General features: G+C 69.8%; 21 protein-coding genes. 14 read left to right on the forward strand and 7 right to left on the reverse strand.

The annotated features are described in order from the left end of the window. Positions 1-2 precede the first annotated feature (2 nt). The 5 genes from QM582_RS10840 to QM582_RS10860 all read left to right on the forward strand — a co-directional run bounded on the left by QM582_RS10840 (position 3) and on the right by QM582_RS10860 (position 5,713). Positions 3-1,508 (forward strand): FG-GAP repeat domain-containing protein, encoded by a 1,506-nt coding sequence (locus QM582_RS10840; RefSeq protein ID WP_415084301.1) that lies wholly within the window; start codon positions 3-5, stop codon positions 1,506-1,508. A 69-nt stretch (positions 1,509-1,577) separates the two neighbouring features. Beyond that, positions 1,578-2,411 (forward strand): SH3 domain-containing protein, encoded by an 834-nt coding sequence (locus QM582_RS10845; RefSeq protein WP_415084303.1) that lies wholly within the window; start codon positions 1,578-1,580, stop codon positions 2,409-2,411. A 67-nt stretch (positions 2,412-2,478) separates the two neighbouring features. Next, positions 2,479-3,606, forward strand: coding sequence for a carboxylate-amine ligase (locus tag QM582_RS10850; RefSeq protein ID WP_415084305.1), 1,128 nt, complete (start codon positions 2,479-2,481; stop codon positions 3,604-3,606). After that, the gene (locus QM582_RS10855) at positions 3,603-4,334 is read left to right on the forward strand and encodes a glutamine amidotransferase (RefSeq protein ID WP_415084307.1); all 732 of its coding nucleotides are present in this window, start codon (positions 3,603-3,605) and stop codon (positions 4,332-4,334) included. Before QM582_RS10850 ends, QM582_RS10855 begins: the two co-directional genes overlap by 4 nt. 188 nt (positions 4,335-4,522) lie before the next feature. Next, positions 4,523-5,713: an ATP-binding protein gene (locus QM582_RS10860; RefSeq protein ID WP_415084309.1), complete on the forward strand. Its 1,191-nt coding sequence runs from the start codon at positions 4,523-4,525 to the stop codon at positions 5,711-5,713. A 12-nt stretch (positions 5,714-5,725) separates the two neighbouring features. On the opposite strand, the gene QM582_RS10865 is transcribed toward QM582_RS10860, so the two are convergent. Then, positions 5,726-6,016, reverse strand: a complete 291-nt coding sequence (locus QM582_RS10865; protein WP_415084311.1) for a GNAT family N-acetyltransferase — start codon at positions 6,014-6,016, stop codon at positions 5,726-5,728. A gap of 102 nt (positions 6,017-6,118) precedes the next feature. Here QM582_RS10865 and QM582_RS10870 point away from each other — a divergent pair, with 102 nt between their 5' ends. Genes QM582_RS10870 through QM582_RS10885 form a run of 4 tightly spaced genes read left to right on the forward strand, consistent with a single transcriptional unit; the run spans position 6,119 to position 9,208 of the window. Then, positions 6,119-6,952 carry an ABC transporter ATP-binding protein gene (locus tag QM582_RS10870; RefSeq protein WP_415084313.1) on the forward strand — a complete coding sequence of 278 codons (834 nt, stop codon included), beginning with the start codon at positions 6,119-6,121 and terminating at the stop codon, positions 6,950-6,952. 1 nt (position 6,953) lies between these two features. After that, a complete protein-coding gene (locus tag QM582_RS10875) occupies positions 6,954-7,595 on the forward strand; it encodes an ABC transporter permease (protein ID WP_415084315.1) in 642 nt (213 codons plus the stop codon). Beyond that, a complete protein-coding gene (locus QM582_RS10880) occupies positions 7,592-8,254 on the forward strand; it encodes an ABC transporter permease (RefSeq protein WP_415084316.1) in 663 nt (220 codons plus the stop codon). Before QM582_RS10875 ends, QM582_RS10880 begins: the two co-directional genes overlap by 4 nt. Positions 8,255-8,281: 27 nt before the next feature. Beyond that, a complete protein-coding gene (locus QM582_RS10885) occupies positions 8,282-9,208 on the forward strand; it encodes an ABC transporter substrate-binding protein (RefSeq protein ID WP_415084318.1) in 927 nt (308 codons plus the stop codon). A gap of 10 nt (positions 9,209-9,218) precedes the next feature. On the opposite strand, the gene QM582_RS10890 is transcribed toward QM582_RS10885, so the two are convergent. The 3 genes from QM582_RS10890 to QM582_RS10900 are packed head-to-tail and all read right to left on the reverse strand — an operon-like array spanning position 9,219 to position 10,732. After that, complete coding sequence (locus QM582_RS10890; protein WP_415084320.1) at positions 9,219-9,773, reverse strand: ribonuclease domain-containing protein; 555 nt, start codon at positions 9,771-9,773, stop codon at positions 9,219-9,221. Then, positions 9,770-10,228 (reverse strand): barstar family protein, encoded by a 459-nt coding sequence (locus tag QM582_RS10895; RefSeq protein ID WP_415084322.1) that lies wholly within the window; start codon positions 10,226-10,228, stop codon positions 9,770-9,772. The genes QM582_RS10890 and QM582_RS10895 overlap by 4 nt, the downstream gene beginning before the upstream one ends. A gap of 9 nt (positions 10,229-10,237) precedes the next feature. Then, positions 10,238-10,732 (reverse strand): universal stress protein, encoded by a 495-nt coding sequence (locus QM582_RS10900; RefSeq protein WP_415084324.1) that lies wholly within the window; start codon positions 10,730-10,732, stop codon positions 10,238-10,240. Positions 10,733-10,812: 80 nt separating this feature from the next. On the opposite strand from QM582_RS10900, the gene QM582_RS10905 reads away from it, so the two are divergent. The 3 genes from QM582_RS10905 to rocD all read left to right on the forward strand — a co-directional run bounded on the left by QM582_RS10905 (position 10,813) and on the right by rocD (position 14,338). Further along, positions 10,813-11,730, forward strand: a complete 918-nt coding sequence (locus QM582_RS10905) for an ABC transporter ATP-binding protein (protein WP_415084326.1) — start codon at positions 10,813-10,815, stop codon at positions 11,728-11,730. Beyond that, positions 11,727-12,989, forward strand: a complete 1,263-nt coding sequence (locus tag QM582_RS10910; RefSeq protein WP_415084328.1) for an ABC transporter permease — start codon at positions 11,727-11,729, stop codon at positions 12,987-12,989. The genes QM582_RS10905 and QM582_RS10910 overlap by 4 nt, the downstream gene beginning before the upstream one ends. A 107-nt stretch (positions 12,990-13,096) precedes the next feature. Then, positions 13,097-14,338, forward strand: coding sequence for an ornithine--oxo-acid transaminase (gene rocD / locus QM582_RS10915; protein WP_415084330.1), 1,242 nt, complete (start codon positions 13,097-13,099; stop codon positions 14,336-14,338). Between the two features lie 10 nt (positions 14,339-14,348). Here rocD and QM582_RS10920 read toward each other — a convergent pair whose 3' ends face one another. The 3 genes from QM582_RS10920 to QM582_RS10930 all read right to left on the reverse strand — a co-directional run bounded on the left by QM582_RS10920 (position 14,349) and on the right by QM582_RS10930 (position 17,126). After that, positions 14,349-15,773, reverse strand: coding sequence for a phospholipase D-like domain-containing protein (locus QM582_RS10920; RefSeq protein ID WP_415084332.1), 1,425 nt, complete (start codon positions 15,771-15,773; stop codon positions 14,349-14,351). 103 nt (positions 15,774-15,876) lie between these two features. Then, positions 15,877-16,455, reverse strand: coding sequence for a hypothetical protein (locus QM582_RS10925; RefSeq protein ID WP_415084333.1), 579 nt, complete (start codon positions 16,453-16,455; stop codon positions 15,877-15,879). Between the two features lie 125 nt (positions 16,456-16,580). Then, on the reverse strand, positions 16,581-17,126 hold the full coding sequence (locus QM582_RS10930; RefSeq protein ID WP_415084335.1) for a YceI family protein: 546 nt from the start codon (positions 17,124-17,126) through the stop codon (positions 16,581-16,583). Positions 17,127-17,277: 151 nt separating this feature from the next. Between QM582_RS10930 and QM582_RS10935 the strand changes: the two genes are divergently transcribed. Then, positions 17,278-17,724, forward strand: coding sequence for a MarR family winged helix-turn-helix transcriptional regulator (locus QM582_RS10935; protein WP_415084336.1), 447 nt, complete (start codon positions 17,278-17,280; stop codon positions 17,722-17,724). 73 nt (positions 17,725-17,797) lie between these two features. Further along, the gene (locus QM582_RS10940; protein WP_415084337.1) at positions 17,798-19,186 is read left to right on the forward strand and encodes an MATE family efflux transporter; all 1,389 of its coding nucleotides are present in this window, start codon (positions 17,798-17,800) and stop codon (positions 19,184-19,186) included. Positions 19,187-19,310 lie beyond the last annotated feature (124 nt).

A 19,310-nucleotide genomic window follows, 5' to 3' on the forward strand; every position in this document is an offset into this window, starting at 1 on the left:
CCATGTCCCGCATCGGCAGGTTGCTGGCAGCCGTCCTCGCGCTCGGCCTGGGCGCCGGAATCACCATCTCCTCGGCCTGCGTGACGGCGCCCCGGGCGTCCGCGGCAACCAGTTGCGATCCGGACAACACCGTGGCCGGCGACCTGAACTCCGACGGCATCGCCGATGTCGTGGTCGGGGTGCCCTCCTACGACAATGAACGCGGCGCCGTGGATGTCCTGTTCAGCAACGGCCAGCGCCGCCTGCTGCGCGCCACCGACCTGGGCCTCCCGTCCAGCCCCGGCGACCGCTTCGGCGAAGCCGTGACACTCGGCGACGTCAACGCCGACGGCTGCGCCGACCTCGCCATCGGCGCCCCGGGCCGCACCAGCGGCAAGGGCTCCGTCAGCCTGGTCAAAGGCAGCCACAACAACGCCCTGACCCTGATGAACAGCTTCACCGGCTCCGCCGCCCACGGCAGCTTCGGCGCCCAGGTGGTGCTGCTGACCCCGCAGGAACTGACCCCGCTGGGCTGGGTCCGGACCGGTCAGCAGCTGGTGGTGTCCGCTCCCACCGCCGACGACGGCACGAAGTGGGAGGCCGGCCAGGTGGTGGTGCTGCCGCTGACCAGGACCGGTGCCCTGGCGTCCGCGCGGGTCACCCTGACCCAGAACTCACCCGGCATCCCCGGCACCTCCGCGAACGGTGACCGCTTCGGCACCGCGCTGGCCGGGCAGGGCCGGACCATCGTGATCGGCACCCCGAACAAGGCCGTGGGCACCCGCAAGGGCGCCGGATCGGTCACCCTGCTGTCGTCCACCGCCGCCGCTCCGACCAGCTTCAAGGGCGTCGCCGTCACCCAGAACTCCGCCGGCGTGCCCGGCACCGCCGAGACCGGCGACCAGTTCGGTGCGGCGGTGGCGGTCCGTGACAACCACGTGCTGGTCGGCGTCCCCGGCGAGAGCCTCGGCTCGGCTCGCTACACCGGCATGGTGCACGTCCTGCACTTCAACCCGGTCAGTCGCAGCTACCGCTCGCTGCGCGCCGTCCATCAGAACAGCGCCGGCATTCCGGGCAGCACCCGCACCGGCGACTACTTCGGTTCCGCGGTCGCGCTGGGCGTCAACACCGTCGATCAACTCACCGCCGTGGTGGGCGTCCCGGGCAAGGCCGTCGGCACCGCGCTCGGCGCCGGCGCGGTGACCATGTTCCGCGCCAACCGCGCCGGCGGGAAGGCCGTCACGATCCAGCAGGGCAAGGGCGGCGTCCCGGGCAAGGCCGAGGCCGCGGACCACTTCGGCGCCACCGTCGGCATCCTCGGTGGTGACCTGGCCGCCGGTGAGGCGATGCGCGACGGGATCGTGGTCGGTGCGCCCGGTGAGGACGTCGGCAAAGCCGTCGACGCGGGCTCGGTGGTCTACTCCCGGTCCCTGACCAGTTGGTCAGCACGCGTGCTGGACGCCGCTTCGGCAACGCCGCCCGCCGACGCCCGCTACGGCGAGGCGCTGGCGTCGGTCGCCGCCCCCTGATGAGCCCGGGCCGGATCCGCCTCCTGTCCCTGGCGGATTCGGCCCGTCCCACGTGTTACCGTCGCATCCATGGCAAGACGAGGTGCGACGGTCGCATTGGCATTGACCGCCCTGCTGGCCGGCTGCACGGCCGCCCCCGCCGGCCCACAGGATCCGACCCCATCGACGAATGCCGGAACCGCGACGCCGCTGGGGCCGCCGGTGAAGGGCAGCGTCCGCACCAACAAGAAGACCCAGTTGTCGTTGCGGGCGGCGCCGACCACGCAGAGCAAGCGGCTCGCCCGGATCCCGAACAAGACCACGATCACACTGCTCTGCAAGACGGTCGGCAGCACGGTCAGCAACGGCTCGCACGCCTCCAACGTGTGGAACCAGATCACCTGGAAGAAGAAGACCGGCTACGTCGCCTCGGTCTACGTCGACGGCGGCGATTCCGCGGCCCTCTCGCTGTGCCAGATGGCGGCCCCCACCCCGTCGGCCACGCCGACGCGTCCGGCCGACGTCGAGCAGTTGATCGTCAAGGCGGCCCGCGCCCAGCGCGGCGTCACCGAGCGCAAGACCGACTGCACCCCCTACGGCGGCTGCATGCCGTGGGACTCCCTGTACGTGACCTGGGTGTGGAACAAGGCCGGGGACGCGGTGCCCCGCTTCTCGTTCAGCGGCGACCTGTACTCGTGGGGCAAGAAGCACGACCGGGCCCACGACGGAGTGGACGGGGTCGGCCCCGGCGATCTGGTGCTGTACGGCACCGGGCCGGAGAACACCAAGACCTCCACCCACGTCGACATCGTCACCGAGGTGCTGCCGGACGGGAAGCTGCGGGTGATCGGCGGCAACGTGAAGAACAAGGTCACCGAGCGCGTCGTCCCCACCAAGGGCATCTACGGATGGGTCGATGCCTGACCTGGCCTCGGCGTCCTAGACTCCCTCTGCGGCCGGAACCCACCCGGCCACGAGTCAGGGAGGACCGATGAGGTTCGACTTCGTGCCGTCCGGGGAATCCACGATCGGGGTGGAGTGGGAGTTGGCGCTGGTCGACACCGAAACCCTCGACCTGGTGCCGCGTGCCCAAGACGTCCTGGACGCCGTCGACGATCCGAAGTCGGGTCCGATCCGCCGCGAATACCTGACCAACATGGTGGAGCTGGTCACCGGCGTCCATCACCGGGTGGACGGCGCCATGGACGACCTGCGCGGCAGCCTGGAGCGGGTCCGCGGCATTCTCGGCCCCGGCACCCGACTGCTCGCCGCCGGAGCCCATCCGGTGGACCGGGCCGCCGATTCGGAGCCCTTCGACTTCTGGCGCTACAACGTGGTGAAGGAGCGAAACGCCTACTGGGGACGCCAGATGGCGATCTTCGGCACCCACATCCACGTCGGCATCGACCACCGCGACAAGGCCCTGCCGATCACCTACGGGCTGGCCCGGTTCTCGCCGTACTTCATCGCCTTGTCGGCGTCCTCGCCGTACTGGGAGGGCGAGGACAGCGGCTACGCCTCGCAGCGCACGATGATCTTCCAACAGCTGCCCACCAACGGGCTGCCCTACCCGATGGACAGCTGGGAGGAGTTCGAGCACTACGCCAGCGAATTGGAGGACGCCGGGATGATCTCGGCGCCCAATGAGATCCGTTGGGACGTCCGCCCGTCCACCTTCGGCACCGTGGAGAACCGGGTGCTGGATTCGGTGCCCACCTTCGCCGAACTGGGCGGGCTGACCGCGCTCACCCAATGCCTGGCCGAATACATGTCCCGGGAACTGGACGACGGCCGGGCGATCGCCCGGCTGCCGGTCTGGTTCATGAAGGAGAACAAGTGGCGGGCCGCCCGCTACGGCCTGGACACCGACGTGATCACGCCGCGGGTGGGCCAGAAGCTGCGGCCGATGCGGGAGGGCATCTACGACTGGCTGAACCGGTTGGAGGGCATCTCCGCCGAACTCGGCTGTGCCGACGAGCTTCGTTTCGTGGCCGAGCTGATGGAGCACGGACCCAGCTACCTGCGGCAGCGAACCACCGGAGATCCGGCGGCGGCGCTGCGGCAACTGGTGGACTCCACCGGCGCCGACCGGCCCCCGGAGCTACCCTTCTCGGCGTGAAACCGTTCGTGCTGCTGGCCACCCGCGACCATGACAAGGCGGCCGGAGACGAATACGAATCGGTCCGGCAGCATGCCGGCCTGGCGCCCGACGAGCTGATCCACATTCGGGTCGAGGCGGGGCCGCTGCCCGAGTTGCGGCTGGACGACCACTCCGGGGTGTTCCTGGGCGGCGGCCCGTTCAACGTCTCGGACGCGGTGAAGTCCGATCTGCAGCTGCGGGTGGAGGCCGACCTGCGCGCCGTGCTCGACCAGATCGTCGACGCCGACTTCCCCTTCCTGGGCATGTGCTACGGCATCGGCACGGTGACCGCGCACCTGGGCGGCACCGTCGACCGCACCTTCGGCGAGGGCCTCGGCGCGATCGAGGTGACGCTCACCGCGGAGGCGGCCGGCGACCCGCTGCTGGCCGGCGTCCCGGCGTCCTTCCAGGCGTTCGTCGGCCACAAGGAGGCCTGCAACGGCGCTCCGCCCGGGGTGACCCTGCTGGCCACCGGCAGCGCCTGCCCGGTGCAGATGTACCGCCACGGGGCCAACGTGTACGTCACCCAGTTCCACCCCGAACTGGACGTCGACTCGCTGGCCCAGCGGATGGCGATCTACCGCCACGCCGGCTACTTCCATCCCGACGACTACGCGATCCTGGTCGAGATGGCCCGCAACTCCGGGGTGACCGACCACCCGCACCGGCTGCTGCGGAACTTCGTCACCCGGTACGCCCGGGACTGATCCGCGGGCCGTCGGGGCCCGGCCAAACGAAAGCTGATCACCTGGCCAAACGAAAGTCAAAGCTTGGCCAAACGAAAGTCAGATGGCATCGTAGAGGCGTGATCAGACCTCCTGCCTCGCCGTTGGGCGAGGTTCTTCGGCGCCGAGCGGAACCGCTTGCACGCGAGTCGCTGTCCGACACCCGCGTCGTGCTGCTCAACGGAGCACGGCAGTGCGGCAAGAGCACTCTCGCTGCCGTCCTCACGCAGAGCCTGGGGGCCGAGTGGCGCAGCCTCGACTCGGCGACATGGCGCCACGCGGCGGCCAACGACCCGACCGAGTTCGTCTCGGGTCGAGCCCCCATGGTGATCGACGAGGTGCAGCGCGTTCCCGAACTCTTGCTGGCGATCAAAGAGACCGTGGACGCCGACCCGCAGCCCGGCCGGTTCCTGCTCACCGGTTCGGCGCGCCTGCTCGGGCTCAAGCAGCTACCCGATGCGCTGCCGGGCCGGATGGAGACGCTGGAGTTGTGGCCGTTGTCACAGGGCGAGATCGACAAGACTCCCACGGAAGGTTTCGTGGACGCCGTATTCGCCCAGGGCACCGACTTCGTCCATACCTCCACCCAGGCCCGCGCTGATTATGTGGCCCGCATGACCAGAGGAGGTTTTCCCGAAGCCGTTGCACGGACGGAGCGGCGGAGACAGCGGTTCCTGGACCAATACGTGTCCGACCTGATCAACCGGGACGTCCTGCAGGTAGCAGAGATCGAGCGCGTGCAGGATATGCGTCGCCTGCTGCGACTCCTGGCCGCCCGCTCCGGCCAGTTGCTCGTGCCCGGGAACCTGGCCAACAGCCTGACCATCAGCGCGCCCACCGTTCGCCGCTACATCGACCTCTTGGAGGAGGTCTTCCTGATCAAACGCATACCGTCCTGGTCCCGCAACCTGTCCCGGCGGACGGTCGGCACACCCAAGCTCGCATTCGTCGACTCGGGGATTGCGTCAAACTTGTTGGGCTACGACGTGGCCGGGCTGCAGCGCCTGGACAGCCCGTTGGGCGGCCTGCTGGAAGCCTTCGTCGCCATGGAGTTGGCACGGCAACTCACCTGGTCGAACGAGCGAGCCGATCTCTTCCACTACCGAACGAAGGATCAGACCGAGGTCGACCTCGTGCTGGAGAACCGTCAGGGCAAGGTCATTGCCATCGACGTGAAGGCCGCATCGACCGTGCGAGCGGATGATTTCCGCGGCATCAACCGCCTCGCCGACGACCTGGGTTCAGACCTGGTCGCTGGATTCGTGCTCTACACCGGGGCGGCAACGGTGCCGTTCGGTCCACGTAACCGCGCTGTCCCGATCGCTGCGCTGTGGGAGGTCTCCGGGTCACCGCACCGGTAGCCAGCCTGACTATTACCCCTCGTCGGCGACCAGGTCGGCGTATTCGGGGTGCCGCTTCAGGAAGGTGGCCACGAACGGGCAGCTGGCGCGGACCTGCCACTGGCCGGCGGCCCGCACCTGGTCCAGCGCGCCGCGCACCAGGGTGCTGCCCAGGCCGCGTCCGTTGAACCGCGGCTGCACCTCGGTGTGGTCGAAGTCGGCGACGCCGCCGGCCAGGGAGTAGTGCGCGAAACCGGCCTGTTCACCGTCCGCGATGATCTCGAACCGCTGCTCGCCCTCGTTGTGCTCGACGCTCTCGCTCACCGTCGCCTCCTTCGCCCGATGGGGTGAAAAGTACCCGCCCGGCTCGGGAACTGTCAGTGCGGCCGGGAACAATCGTTGCTGGATGAGGTTAGGTAGAACACGATGATCCGCTTCGACAACGTGAGCAAGTCATACCCGGACGGCACGCAGGCCGTCCGCGACTTCACGTTGCGCGCGCCCAGCGGGCAGACCACCGTGCTGGTCGGCTCGTCCGGCTGCGGCAAGACCACGCTGCTGCGGATGGTGAACCGGATGGTCGACCCCACCGCGGGCTCGGTGTGGATCGACGACGAGAACGTCGCCGATGTCGCGCCGGTGCCGCTGCGCCGCCGGATCGGCTACGTGATGCAGAACGCCGGCCTGCTGCCGCACCGCAAGGTGATCGACAACATCGCCACCGTCCCGCTGTTGAACGGGGTGCCGAAGGCGGACGCGCACCGCCGGGCCCGCGAGCTGATGGAGTTGGTCGGGCTGGAGACCGGCATGGCCGACCGCTACCCCGATCAGCTCTCCGGCGGCCAGCAGCAGCGGGTCGGAGTGGCCCGCGGGCTGGCCGCCGACCCGAACATCCTGCTGATGGACGAGCCGTTCGGCGCCGTCGACCCGTTGGTCCGGGCCGACCTGCAGGCCGAGCTGCTGCGGATCCAGCGCGAACTGCACAAGACCATCCTGTTCGTCACCCACGACATCACCGAGGCGCTGACGCTGGGCGACCAGATCGTCATCCTGGCCAAGGGCGCCCGCGTCGCGCAGGCCGGCAGCCCGCAGCAGGTGGTCGCCCAACCGGCGGACGACTTCGTGGCCGGCTTCCTCGGGCTGGGCCGCGGCACCCTCGACCTGCACTTGCGCGAGACGCCCGGCGGCATCCTGGTCGTCGACGGCAACGGACGCCCCGCCGGGCGGCTCGCCGACCCGCCGGCACGGGCGGAGAGCTGAGATGACCTGGGTGCTGGCGAATCTGGAGCTGATCGGCTCCCGGACGCTGGCGCACCTGCTGCTGGCGGTGCCGGCGATCGTGCTCTCCTTCGTTCTCGCGCTGCCGCTGGGCTGGTTCGCGGCCACCCATCGCTGGTCCCGCGCCACCCTGCTGACCGCGGCCGGCCTGCTCTACGCCATCCCGTCGCTGCCGCTGTTCGTGGTGCTGCCCACCATCCTGGGCTTCGGCGTCCGCGATTCCGCCAACGTGATCGTCGCGCTCACCCTGTACGGGCTGGCGCTGATGGTGCGCTCCGCCGCGGACGCCCTGGCCTCGGTCTCCACCCCGGTGCGGCTGTCGTCCACCGCGCTGGGCTATTCGGCGGCGAGCCGGTTCTGGCAGGTCGAGCTGCCGCTGGCCGGGCCGGTGTTGCTGGCCGGGCTGCGGGTGGTCGCGGTGAGCACCATCAGCCTGGTCACGGTCAGTTCCCTGCTCGGCGTCGACAACCTGGGCCTGCTGTTCGTGGACGGCTTCCAGCGCGGCATCCTGGCCGAGGTGCTCACCGGGATCGTCGCCACCGTGCTGCTGGCGGTCGTCGTCGACGGCCTGCTGGTGCTGATCGGGCGGGTGCTGATGCCCTGGACCAGGGCGGTGCGGGGATGAACTACCTCACCGCGGCGATCGCCTGGATTCTCGACCCGGCCAACGCCGGCGGTGGCGACGGCGTCTGGGCCCGCTCCGGGGAGCACCTCTGGTACACGCTGCTCGCCGTCGCACTGGCCTGCCTGATCGCGATTCCGCTCGGCTACCTGGTCGGTCATACCCGCCGTGGACGCGGCCTGGTGGTGGTCTCCTCGGGCGCCGCCCGGGCCCTGCCCACCCTGGGCGTGGTGACACTGGTCGGGCTGCTGCTCGGCATCGGACTGGTCGCGCCGCTGGTCGCGCTGGTGCTGCTGGCCGTCCCGTCGGTGCTGGCCGGCGCCTATGCCGGCATCGAGGCGATCGATCCGCGCACCGTCGACGCGGCCCGGGCGATGGGCATGTCGGAATGGCAGGTGCTGACCCGGGTGGAGATCCCGCTCGGGCTGCCGCTGCTGCTCGGCGGCGTCCGGTCGGCGACGCTGCAGGTGATCGCCACCGCCACCCTGGCCGCCTACGTGGGCGCCGGCGGGCTGGGCCGGTTCCTGTTCCTCGGCCTGAAGACCCAGGACTATCCGCAGATGCTCGCCGCCGCCCTGCTGGTGGTGGTGATCGCGCTGATCATGGAAGGAGTGTTCGAGCTCGCAGAACGACTGGCGGCCCGCCGCCTGCACACCACCTGAACCCGGCTCCCACCGAAAGGAACCACCATGAAGACCCGTATCGCCGCCGTGTTGGCGGCCGGAGCCCTCGCGCTGTCCGCCTGCACCTCGTCGAATCCGCTCGGTTCCGGCAGCCCGGCACCGGCACCGTCCACGCCGGCATCGGGATCCGGCGGCACCCTCGTCGTGGGATCGCAGCAGTACTACTCCAACGAGATCATCGCCGAGCTGTACGCCCAGGCGCTGGAGGCCAAGGGCTACACGATCACCCGGCAGTACCAGATCGGGCAGCGCGAGGTGTACCTGCCGGAGTTGCAGGCCGGCAAGATCGACGTGTTGCCGGAGTACTCCGGCAACCTGCTGCAGTACCTGGACAAAAAGACCACCGCCAAGACCGGTGAGCAGGTGCTGGCCGCGCTGCCCGCCGCGCTCGGCCAGGGCCTGCGGCCGCTCACCGCGGCGTCCGCCACCGACCAGGACTCCTACAACGTGGTCTCGCTGCTCGCCGCGGGCAGCGGGCTGACCAGCATCGGCGACCTGGCGAAGCTGAACCGGACGATCAAGGTGTGCGCCAACTCCGAGCTGGCCAAGCGCCCCTACGGCCCGCCCGGGCTGAAGTCCGTCTACGGTCTCGACGTCGAGGTGGTTCCGGTCGAGGACTCCGGCGGCCCGCTCACCGTGAAGGCGCTCAAGGACGGCAAATGCGATGTCGCCGACATCTACTCCGCCGACCCGTCGATCGCCGCCAACGGACTGACCACGCTGAGCGACCCGAAGAGTCTGGTCCTGCCGCAGAACGTGGTGCCGATCGTGTCGCCCAAGGTCGACCAGGCCGCTGCCGCGGTGATCGACAAGGTGAACGCCGCCCTGAGCACCGACGAGCTGGTCGGGCTCAACGCGGCCAGCAAAGCCAAGCAGCAGTCGTCGGCGGCGGTCGCCAAGGACTGGCTGACCAGCAAGGGGCTGCTCGGCTGAGAGGTTCCGCTCAGGGACGCAGTTCGCAGAACGACTCGTAGTGGTCGGCGGTGTAGAACCACTCGGCGGGTTCGGCACCGAGCCGGGCCTGCCCTCCGGTGACCAGCCGGCGGGGGCCGGGGAACCGCTGCCCGGGTGCGCGGACGGTGTATTCCCGGTAGTAGCCCTGCGGTTGTGGGGGCAGCAGGCGTTCCCGGTTGCCGAAGCTGCCGCCGTCGTCCCGGGGCCGCAGGTAGGGGCCGTTGTTGCGGACGGCGGCGACCGCGTCGGAGACCTCGGCCGGCACCCGGGTGCAGACCGGCAGCCCGGATCGGCCCCGGACTGTCGAGGACGCCGTCGTCGAGGACCCCGCCGCCGGGGACGCCGTCGTCGGCGGTGTTCTCGTGGGAGCCCGGCTCGGGGTGACCGACCGGGTGCCGGCGGTGCCGGTGGCGCTCACCGACGGCACGGGTGCGACTGCGGGTTCCCCGCGTCCGGCCTGCCACCACCGCACCACGCCGAGCAGCACGACGAGCACCAGCCCGGCCAGCACCAGCAGCCGGGTCCGTCCGGTCAGTCCGTTCACCCGTCGTAGCCTTCCGCGAGCAGCAGGGTCTCGAACAGCCGGTCGGCCGGGTCGGTGCCGCCGCGCCACAGCCGCTCGGTGGCCTCGGTCAGCACGTCGGTGAGCCGGAACCAGCCGGTCGGGTCGGCCTCGATCACCCGTTCCGGACGGCACCAGGCCAGCACCAGCCGGGGTGCCCCCGGCCAGTACCGGGCCAGGTCGGCGAGGCTGTCCGCCAACGCGTCCAGGTTGCGGCCGGCGGTCTCCGGCAGCCGCAGCCCGTCGGCGATCCGGCGCTGCGCCTCGCGGAAGTCGGTGACCCCCGCGGTGTCCACGGCCACCACGGTGTAGCCGGCGTCCCGGCAGCGTCCGATCAACTCTTCGCCGTCACGGGCGTCGGCGAAGAGCAGGCCGTTGCCCTCGATACCCAATACCTCGGCCAGGCAGGTCCAGGCCGCCGGCTCGCGCGATGTCACCGGTGCGGCCTACTGGTCGAGGAGCCGGTCCAGTTTCACCCGCCGGTCGGGTGCCATCTCCTCCACCCCGCGGCGCACCACCAGCACGTCGCAGGCGGCATGCTCCACCACCTGGTCGGAGACCGAGCCCATCAGCAGCCCCTTGAAGCCGCCGGCGCCCCGGGTGCCGACGACCAGGATCCGGGCGTGCTTGGCGGCCTTGAGCAGTTCGCGTCCGGCCGGCCCGTGCGGCGTCTCCAGGGTGATCTCGACGCCGGGGTATTCCGCGGAGACCTTCGCCACATCGCGTTCCAGCCGCTCCCGCACGGCGGCTTCGAAGTCGTCCGCGGGCGGGACGTAGCCCGGCGACCAGGTGGCCGGACGGGGTGCGGTGCTGATCGACCAGGCCCGCAGCACCCGCACCGGGGCCTTGAGTTGCCGCGCCAGCCACAGTGCCCGGTGCAGTGCCAGAAGGGAGAAGTCCGAACCGTCGGTACCGACCACGATGGGCAGATTCGCTTCCATGCAGTGACTCTAGTGAAGCAATGGCCCAACGGGGCGTGCCGGGGAGGACGAAGGCTTGATCCGCGTGGTCAAGTGGAACCATGAGCGAACGACCAACCCCCGTCATCGAGGTGCGCGACTTCCGCATGGCCTTCGGCGATCAGGTCGTCATCGACGATCTCAGCTTCGAGGTGCTCCCCGGTGAGACCTTCGGCCTCCTGGGCTCCAACGGCTCCGGGAAGACCACCATCATCCGGGCCCTGCTCGGCATCTACCAGCCGACCGCGGGCAGCCTGCTGGTGGAGGGACGCCGGTTCGACCCGGCCCACGGCTCCCGGCTCGGCTACCTGCCCGAGGAGCGCGGCCTGTACCGCAAGGAGTCGGTGCTCGAGGTGATGACCTACTTCGGCCGGCTCAAGGGCCTCACCCGCGAGGCGGCGGACGGCTGGTCGCGGGCCTTCCTGGAGCGGGTCGGCCTGCAGAACCACGCCAAGGTCCGGCTGGACAAGCTCTCCGGCGGGCAGCAGCAGAAGGTGCAGCTGGGCGTCACGATCATGAACGCGCCCAGCATCCTGATCCTGGACGAGCCCACCAAGGGCTTCGACCCGGTCAACCGCCGGCTGCTGATGGACTTGGTGGACGAGCAGCGCGCCCAGGGTTCGACGGTGATCATGGTCACCCACCAGATGGACGAGGTGGAGCGGCTGTGCGACCGCATCCTGCTGCTCAAGGACGGACGCGCCGAGGCCTACGGCACCCTCGCCGAGGTGCAGGACAGCTTCGGCGGACGCCGGATGCGGATCACCTTCAGCGGCGTCCTGCCCGCTTCGGCGAGCTACCGGGTGGCGGTCAGCGAGCGCAACTACGCCGAGCTGGAGCTGCCCGAGGGCACCGACGCCGGCGTGGTCGTCCGGGAACTGCTGGACGCCGGGGTCGAGCTGCGCAGCTTCACCACCGCGCGGGTCTCACTGGAGGAGATCTTCCTCAAGGTCTACGGCGACCAGGAGGCGGCGGCATGAACAACGACCGGCGCGGCGCGAACCGCCACAATCTGGGCACGGTGATCTCGTTCGAGTTCCGGCGCACCGTGCTGAAGCCGAAGTTCTGGCTGATCTCGCTGTCGGTGCCGCTGCTGATCGCGGTGGTGGTCGGGCTGAGCGCGCTCAGCGGGCAGGCCACCGCCCAGCGGGCCGAGAACCAGGACACCGCCCCGCTCAGCTTCAGCTACACCGACGCCTCCGGGCTGATCGATCCGGCGGTGGCCAAGGCGGCCGGCGGCATCGAGGCCGGCAACGCAGCCACGGCCCGCGCGGACGTGGTGGCCGGCCGGGCGCAATGCCACATCGACTACCCGAAGGACCCGCTCAGCCAGCCCATCGACGTCCAGGGCAAGGATCTCGGGCTGTTCGACTCCGGACGCTACAGCGCGGTCGCCATGTCGGTGTTCAACGCCTCGATCGAGAAGCGGATCGGCGACCCGGTGCTGGCCAAGCTCGCGGTGCACAACCCGGAGGTCCAACTGGTCACCTACGCCAACGGGGCCCCCACCCCCGGGATCGCCGGGGTGATCGCGCCGGGCATCTTCCTGGTGCTCTTCTACCTGGCGGTGCTGATGCTGGGCAATCAGATGCTCAACGTCACCCTCGAAGAGAAGGAGAACCGGGTCACCGAGATGATCCTGACCACGATGAACCCGACCACCCTGATCGTCGGCAAGGTGCTGGCCCTGGTCGGCATCGGGATCGTCCAGGGCCTGGTGGTCGGCATCCCGGCCAGCGTCCTGTTCGGCCTGCTCAGCAACAACCTCGGCCTGCCGGAGGCGTCCGCCGGGGTGCCGACGCTGGGCTCGATCCCGATCAACGCCGGCGCGGTCGCGATCGGCTTCTTCCTGTTCCTGTTCAGCTTCCTGATGTTCACCGGGCTGCTGGTCGCGATCGGGGCGGTGATGCCGAGCGCCAAAGAGGCCGGCAACACCTTCGGCATCGTCGTCATGTCGATGTTCATCCCGCTCTACGCCGCGTCGCTGCTGGTTTCCGATCCGCACGGCGTGGTGTCGCAGATCTTCACCTTCTTCCCGCTCACCGCACCGGTCTCGGCCTTGCTGCGCAACGCCACCGGCGGCCTGTACTGGTGGGAGGCGACCATCGCGCTGGCCGTCCTGGCGATCTGCGGCTGGCTCTTCCTGACGCTGGGGGTGCGGCTCTTCCGGACCGGGTCGATCAGCTACGGCAGCCGGGTGAAGATCGGCCGGGCGCTGGGTTGGAAGACTCGCCGGTAGCGCATGCGGACGCCCTTCGCTACCCTTACGTTCGGCGCATTATTGCGCTTGACCATGGTTGATCCGCAAATACTGCGGTTCACGAGCAGAATGAGCGGAGGATTTGCATGACGGACCGTCGAGGACTGAGCTCCACGCAGCAGCAGGCGATCGAGCAGACCGAGACCTGGGGGGCGCACAACTACCTGCCGCTGCCGGTGGTCATCGAATCCGGCCAGGGCGCCTGGCTGACCGACATCGACGGCAACCGCTACCTGGACTTCCTCTCGGCCTACTCCGCCGTCAACTTCGGGCACTGCCATCCGGTGCTGACCCAGGCGGCCGCCGACCAGCTGCAGAAGGTGACGATCACCTCGCGCGCGGTGTTCTCCGCCACCTACGGCCCGTTCATCCAGGCCCTAGCCGAGCTGTGCGGCAAAGAGATGGTGCTGCCGATGAACACCGGCGTCGAGGCGGTGGAGTCGGCGATCAAGCTGGCTCGCAAGTGGGGCTACGAGACCAAGGGTGTCGAAGAGCGGCACGCCAACATCATCGTGATGGCCAACAACTTCCACGGCCGCACCACCACGGTGATCTCGTTCAGCAACGACGAGACCGCCCGGCGCAATTTCGGGCCGTTCACCCCCGGCTTCCGGACCGTCCCCTACGGCGACATCCATGCCATCGCGGACGAGATCGACGCCAACACCGTCGCCGTCCTGGTCGAGCCGATCCAGGGCGAGGCCGGCGTCATCGTCCCGCCGAAGCGCTTCCTGCCGGCGCTGCGCGAGCTGTGCACCGAGCGCAACGTGCTGTTCATCGCCGACGAGATCCAGTCCGGTCTGGGCCGCACCGGCACCACCTTCGCCTGCGATCACAGCGGCGTCGTCCCCGACCTGTACGTGCTCGGCAAGGCCCTGGGCGGCGGCATCATGCCGGTCTCCGCGGTGGTCGGCAACCGCGACATCCTGGGTCTGCTGCACCCGGGCCAGCACGGCTCCACCTTCGGCGGCAACCCGTTGGCCGCCGCCGTCGGCCTGGCCGCCATCGAGCTGCTGCGCACCGGCGAACTGCAGCGCCGCTCCGCCGAGCTCGGCGAGCACCTGCACACCCGGCTGCGCGGCCTGATCGGCCACGGCGTGGACGCCGTCCGCGGCAAGGGGCTGTGGGCGGGTGTCGACATCGACCCCTACCTGGGCAGCGCCCGGTCGATCTGCTACCGGCTGCTGGCCCGCGGCGTGATCGCCAAGGACACCCACACCAAGACCATCCGGCTGGCGCCCCCGCTGGTGATCGAGCGCGACGAGCTCGACCAAGCCATCGACGCCCTGGTGGACGCGCTGGCCGAGGCCCGCGCCGAGAAGGCCTGACCCGAGACGGCTACTGGAGGGCCGCCATCAACCGGGTGACGTTCTCCACATAACGCCACCAGGGCGATCGGCCCGCCCACTCCTGGACGGTCAGCTCACGGCACACGCCGCGGTAGCCGTCCGCCACCCGCTGCAGACCGGCGACGAACTCCGGCGCCGTGCCCAGCAGCGACACCTCGTAGTCGAGGCCGAACGAGCGGTAGTCCATATTGGACGACCCGATCACCCCGGCCACGTCGTCCACGGTGAAGAACTTGGCGTGCAGCACGGTCGGCGTCGGGTAGCGGTAGATCCGGACGCCGGCCTCCAGCAGCCCCTGGTAGTAGGACGCCTGGGCGTGCTGGACGATGAACTGGTCGGCGTTCTCGGAGACGAACAGCTCCACCTCCACGCCGCGGTAGGCGGCGGTGGTGACCGCCTCCAGCAGCGACTCCTCGGGGACGAAGTACGGGCTGGTGATCAACAGCCGATGCTGCGCGCGGTGGATCAGCGCGGTGAACAGCCGCAGGTTCGGCATCGTCCGGTACCCGGGGCCGGACGGCACCAGCTGCATCGGCTGGTCGGCCGGGCCGGGCGTCGGCTCGGGAACGCAGTCGGCCAGCGACTCGCCCGTCTCGGCCAGCCAGTCGAGGGTGAAGACCGCCTCCAGCGAACTGATCACCGGCCCGCTCAGCTCGATGTTCAGGTCGAGCCAGTGCCGCCCGGACCGGAGGTTGGCCGGCATCAGGTAGCTGGAGTCGATCACGTTCTGCGAACCCATGAAGGCCACCCGGCCGTCGACGATCAGCAGCTTGCGGTGGTTGCGCAGGTCGGGCCGGCGCCAGCGTCCGTGCAGCGGCTTGATCGGCATCATCTGATGCCACTGGATGCCGTCGCGGGTCATCGACTCGTTCATCTGCCTGAACCCGGGATACTTCCGCGATCCGATGTGGTCGTAGAGCACCCGGACCACCACGCCGCGGCGGACGGCGTCCGCCATCGCCTGGAAGAAGTCCTCGGTGGTTTCGTCGCGGGCCAGGATGTACATCTCCAGGTGCACCCGGGTCTGCGCGGTGTGGATCGCCGCGGTCATCGCGGCCAGCGAGGCGGTGTAGTCGCCGAACAGGCCGTGGGTGGTGCCGCCGAGCATCGGCATCGAGGTGAGCTGACGGTTCAGCCGCACCACGCTGTCCAGGCCCTCGGGCAGCTCGGCCCCCTCCGGGACGTCCGGCAGCGACGCCGCCCGGCTGGTGATCATGTCGTCCGCGCGCTGCTGCACCGCGTGCCGCCGGCCGCGGACGAAGGGGCTGCCGATCAGGAAGAACAGCACCAGCCCGAGCAGCGGGGTGAGGATGATCAGCAGCAGCCAGGCCAGCGACGACGACGGCCGCCGGTTGTGCGGGATCGTGACCACCGCGGCGATCTTGATGGCCAGATCGATGAACCCGACGACCATGCCGACCCATCCAGGCCATCCTGCCCATTCGGGCATCCGTCCTCCCGACCGGAGGGCGGGGGTCCCTCCCACTTGGGAGAATACCGGTAGCCCGGTGCCGGAGTCAGCGTCGCGCCCGGCGGACGAGCCAGCCGCCGCCGATCGCGGCGAGCACCACGACCACGCCGATCAGGCCGGGAACCAGCCAGTCCGGCGCAGCTCCCGGCTCCGCGGCGGGCGACTGCGACGGGGTCGGGGTCGGCGAGGGGGACGCCTCGGGGCTGGGGGTGGTCGGCGCGACGCCCGGGCCGAGCTTCGCCACCTCCAGCTTCAGCGGCGCATTGCACAGACTGGTCTGCAACGTGTCCCCGGTGCCGCTGGCGAAGACGGTGACACGGCCGGAGAGCCGCAGGCCGCAGCTGGGTTCGCCGGGCGCCGTGGTGACCACCACCTGCGTGGGCACGGTGCCTTTGTAGACCCGGCCGACCCGGATCGTGTAGTGGACGGACTCCATGATGTCGCCGGTGGTGTGGTGGGTGGTCGCGATCACCTCGCCCGCGAAGACCGCGGACGCCTCCCGCACCGCCTCGTCGGTGGTGAAGCCCTTGCACGAACAGGCACAGGCCGGCGGAGCCGGGACACCCACCAGCCCCATCAGGGCCACCAGGGCGATGAGGACGAGCCGCGACACTGCATGCACCATGGCCACCATGGTGCCCCGGACCTGGGGAAACGCATAGGGCCCGGCCGAAGCCGGGCCCTATGCCTGGATCGCACTCGCCGCGGGCCTCCCGGCCCCCCGACCCGGGGCCCGCGGTTGGAGCGGGATCAGGCCTGCTTGATCGCCGACACCTCGAGTTCGAGGGTGACCTTCTCGCTGACCAGGACGCCGCCGGCCTCCAGCGCGGCGTTCCAGTTCAGCCCCCAGTCCTTGCGGTTGACCACGACGGAGCCCTCGAAGCCGATCCGGTCGTTGCCGAACGGATCGGTGGCCGAGCCCTGGAATTCGAACGGGACGGTGACCGGGTGGGTGACCCCTTTGATGGTCAGGTCGCCGGTCACCGCGACCACGTCGCCGTCCACCGCGAAACCGGTGCCGACGAAGGTGATCTCGGGGTACTGCTCCACGTCGAAGAAGTCGGCGGAGCGCAGGTGGGCGTCGCGGCCCTCGCTGCGGGTGTCGACCGAGCCGGCGTTGATGGTCACGCTGAGCGACGACGCCGACGGGTTGGCCCCGTCGATGGTGGCGCTGCCGGAGACCTCATTGAAACTCCCACGAACCTTGGTGACCATGGCATGCCGGGCCACGAAGCCGACCTGGCTGTGGCTCGCGTCGAGAACGTAGGTTCCCTTGATATCAGCGATTCCGGACATCTGAGTGCCTCTCTCGGGGTGTACTTGAAAACTAAATCAACTCCACTATAGGAGTGGCTTCACTGACCTGTCAACGATCCACCGGCCCACCCTGACACAACGATTGGTTAGTTTCTTGACTGTTAGATACCTAACGATCTAGTCTTCCGATGTGCACACCGAACAGCCGGATCCTCCGATCGCCGAACTGCTGGGCCGGATCAGCGTCCGCCTGCGGCAGAAGATGTCCTCGGCCATGGACGACTTCGACCTGCATGGGCTGACCCCCCACCAGGCACGCATCGTGGGATACATCGAGGCCAACGAGGCCAAAGGCCTGATCCAGCGCGATCTGACCGCGATCACCGGCACCCGGGCGGCCAGCGTCTCCAGCATGCTGCAGGCGCTGGAGGCCGACGGTTGGGTGGAACGCCGACCCGACCCCACCGACTCGCGGCGCAAGACGGTCCACGTCACCGCCAAGGCCCGCGAGCTGGTCACCCGCTTCGAATCCGACATGTGGGCGTCCGCGGAGATACCGCCCGACGCCCTCACCGACACCGAGTCCGCCGAACTGCGCCGGCTGCTGACCAAGCTCGACCGGGCACTCGCCGACTGACCTGAACCTCAACTCACCCACGCACCCCGCGGTGCGGCGCTGCCGCCTGCCCGGATGCGGGAAGGAACCTGCCATGAGCACCACCGACGACCGTCACTACCTCTTCGATGCGCCGATCAACCGCGCCCTGATCCACCTCGCCGTCCCGATGATGGCGGCCACCTCGGTCGGGGTCGTCTACAACATCGTCAACGCCGGCTTCATCGGCGCCCTGAACTCCACCCCGCTGCTCGCAGCGATCACCTTCGGGCTGCCGCTGAGCGGCCTGATGATGGCCGTCGGCGGCGTCTTCGGCACCGGCGGCAGCACCGCCGTCTCCCGGCTGCTGGGCCGGCTGGAGACCGCGGACGCCGCCGAGGCGCCGGCCCTGCGGGCCGGCATCCGCCGGTTCTCCGCCTTCACCGTCTGGGGCGCGGCACTGACCGGCGTGATCATCGCGATCGCCGGCCTGCTGGCCCTCGACCCGATCGTCCACCTGCTCGGGGCGGACGCCGCCGCCTTCGCCCCGACCGCCGGCTACGCCGGCATCCTGCTGGCCGGCTCGCCGGTGCTGATGGTCGCCTTCGCGATCGAACAGCTGGTCCGCGCCGAAGGCGCCGCCAAGGCGTCCATGATGGCGATCATCGCCTCGACGGTGGCCAACCTGGCCTTCGACGTGCTGTTCATCCTGGTGCTGCACTGGGACGTCGCCGGCGCCGCGCTGGCGATCGTGCTGTCCAATGTGGTCACCATCGGCTACCTGGCCCGGCACCTGCACCGCAACAGCGCCGAGATCCGGATCGGGCTGCGCGACTTCGTCCCGGACGCCGCCACCGCCCGCGAGGTGTTCGGGGTGGGCACCTCGGAGCTGCTGATGAGCACCTTCCTGATCATCAGCTCGCTGGTGTTCAACAACATCGCCGTGCTCTACGGCGACTCGGTACTGGCCGCCTTCGGCATCGTGATGCGGGTCGTGCAGCTGCCCGAGATGCTGGCGATGGGGGTCGCGCTGGGCGCCATGCCGCTGCTGGCCGCCAGCTTCGGCGCCAAGCTGGCCGACCGCAGCCGCTCGGCGCTGATCACCAGCGCGATCTGGGTGGCCGTGATCGTGGCCTGCTTCGCCACCCCGCTGTTCCTGTTCGGCGAGCGGGCGCTGCAGCCGTTCAGCTCGGACGCCGCGGTGCTCGCCGTCGGCGCCGTGGCGCTCACCGCCCAACTGGTGTCGGCACTGTTCAACGGATTCACCGGGCTGGTGATCACCTACTTCCAGGCCACCGGCCAGGGTGGCCCCGCCACGGTGCTGTCGGTGGTGCAGGGGGTGCTGTTCATTCCGCTGCTGCTGGCCGGGCACGCCTGGCTGGGGCTGACCGGAGTGATCTGGTCGATCACCGTGGCCGAGGTGCTGGCCTTCGCGATCGCCCTGCTCACCCTGTGGCTGCGCGGTCGGCGGGTCGGCGTCGGTGAGCAGCTGGTGGCCGCATAAACCCCTGGTGTCCCGGCCCTAGTCGCCGGCAAGGGCGGAGGTCCGGCCGGCGACCAGCGCCGCCCGCAGCACGGCGGGCGGCGTCACCGCGGCGCCCAGCAGGGGCTCGATCGCGGCGGCCAGC

The sequence above is a fragment of the Micropruina sp. genome, assembly GCF_047607385.1.
Taxonomy (GTDB): Bacteria; Actinomycetota; Actinomycetes; order Propionibacteriales; family Propionibacteriaceae; genus Micropruina.

Excerpts from the sequence above, each read along its gene's own strand:
- QM582_RS10910 (WP_415084328.1), top strand. The coding sequence starts at position 11,727 with ATGAACAACGACCGGCGCGGCGCGAACCGCCACAATCTGGGCACGGTG.
- QM582_RS10920 (WP_415084332.1), bottom strand. The coding sequence starts at position 15,773 with ATGGTCGTCGGGTTCATCGATCTGGCCATCAAGATCGCCGCGGTGGTC.
- QM582_RS10875 (WP_415084315.1), top strand. The coding sequence starts at position 6,954 with ATGACCTGGGTGCTGGCGAATCTGGAGCTGATCGGCTCCCGGACGCTG.
- QM582_RS10940 (WP_415084337.1), top strand. The coding sequence starts at position 17,798 with ATGAGCACCACCGACGACCGTCACTACCTCTTCGATGCGCCGATCAAC.
- QM582_RS10845 (WP_415084303.1), top strand. The coding sequence starts at position 1,578 with ATGGCAAGACGAGGTGCGACGGTCGCATTGGCATTGACCGCCCTGCTG.
- QM582_RS10885 (WP_415084318.1), top strand. The coding sequence starts at position 8,282 with ATGAAGACCCGTATCGCCGCCGTGTTGGCGGCCGGAGCCCTCGCGCTG.
- rocD (WP_415084330.1), top strand. The coding sequence starts at position 13,097 with ATGACGGACCGTCGAGGACTGAGCTCCACGCAGCAGCAGGCGATCGAG.
- QM582_RS10905 (WP_415084326.1), top strand. The coding sequence starts at position 10,813 with ATGAGCGAACGACCAACCCCCGTCATCGAGGTGCGCGACTTCCGCATG.
- QM582_RS10840 (WP_415084301.1), top strand. The coding sequence starts at position 3 with ATGTCCCGCATCGGCAGGTTGCTGGCAGCCGTCCTCGCGCTCGGCCTG.
- QM582_RS10930 (WP_415084335.1), bottom strand. The coding sequence starts at position 17,126 with ATGTCCGGAATCGCTGATATCAAGGGAACCTACGTTCTCGACGCGAGC.
- QM582_RS10870 (WP_415084313.1), top strand. The coding sequence starts at position 6,119 with ATGATCCGCTTCGACAACGTGAGCAAGTCATACCCGGACGGCACGCAG.
- QM582_RS10880 (WP_415084316.1), top strand. The coding sequence starts at position 7,592 with ATGAACTACCTCACCGCGGCGATCGCCTGGATTCTCGACCCGGCCAAC.
- QM582_RS10900 (WP_415084324.1), bottom strand. The coding sequence starts at position 10,732 with ATGGAAGCGAATCTGCCCATCGTGGTCGGTACCGACGGTTCGGACTTC.
- QM582_RS10850 (WP_415084305.1), top strand. The coding sequence starts at position 2,479 with ATGAGGTTCGACTTCGTGCCGTCCGGGGAATCCACGATCGGGGTGGAG.
- QM582_RS10925 (WP_415084333.1), bottom strand. The coding sequence starts at position 16,455 with ATGGTGCATGCAGTGTCGCGGCTCGTCCTCATCGCCCTGGTGGCCCTG.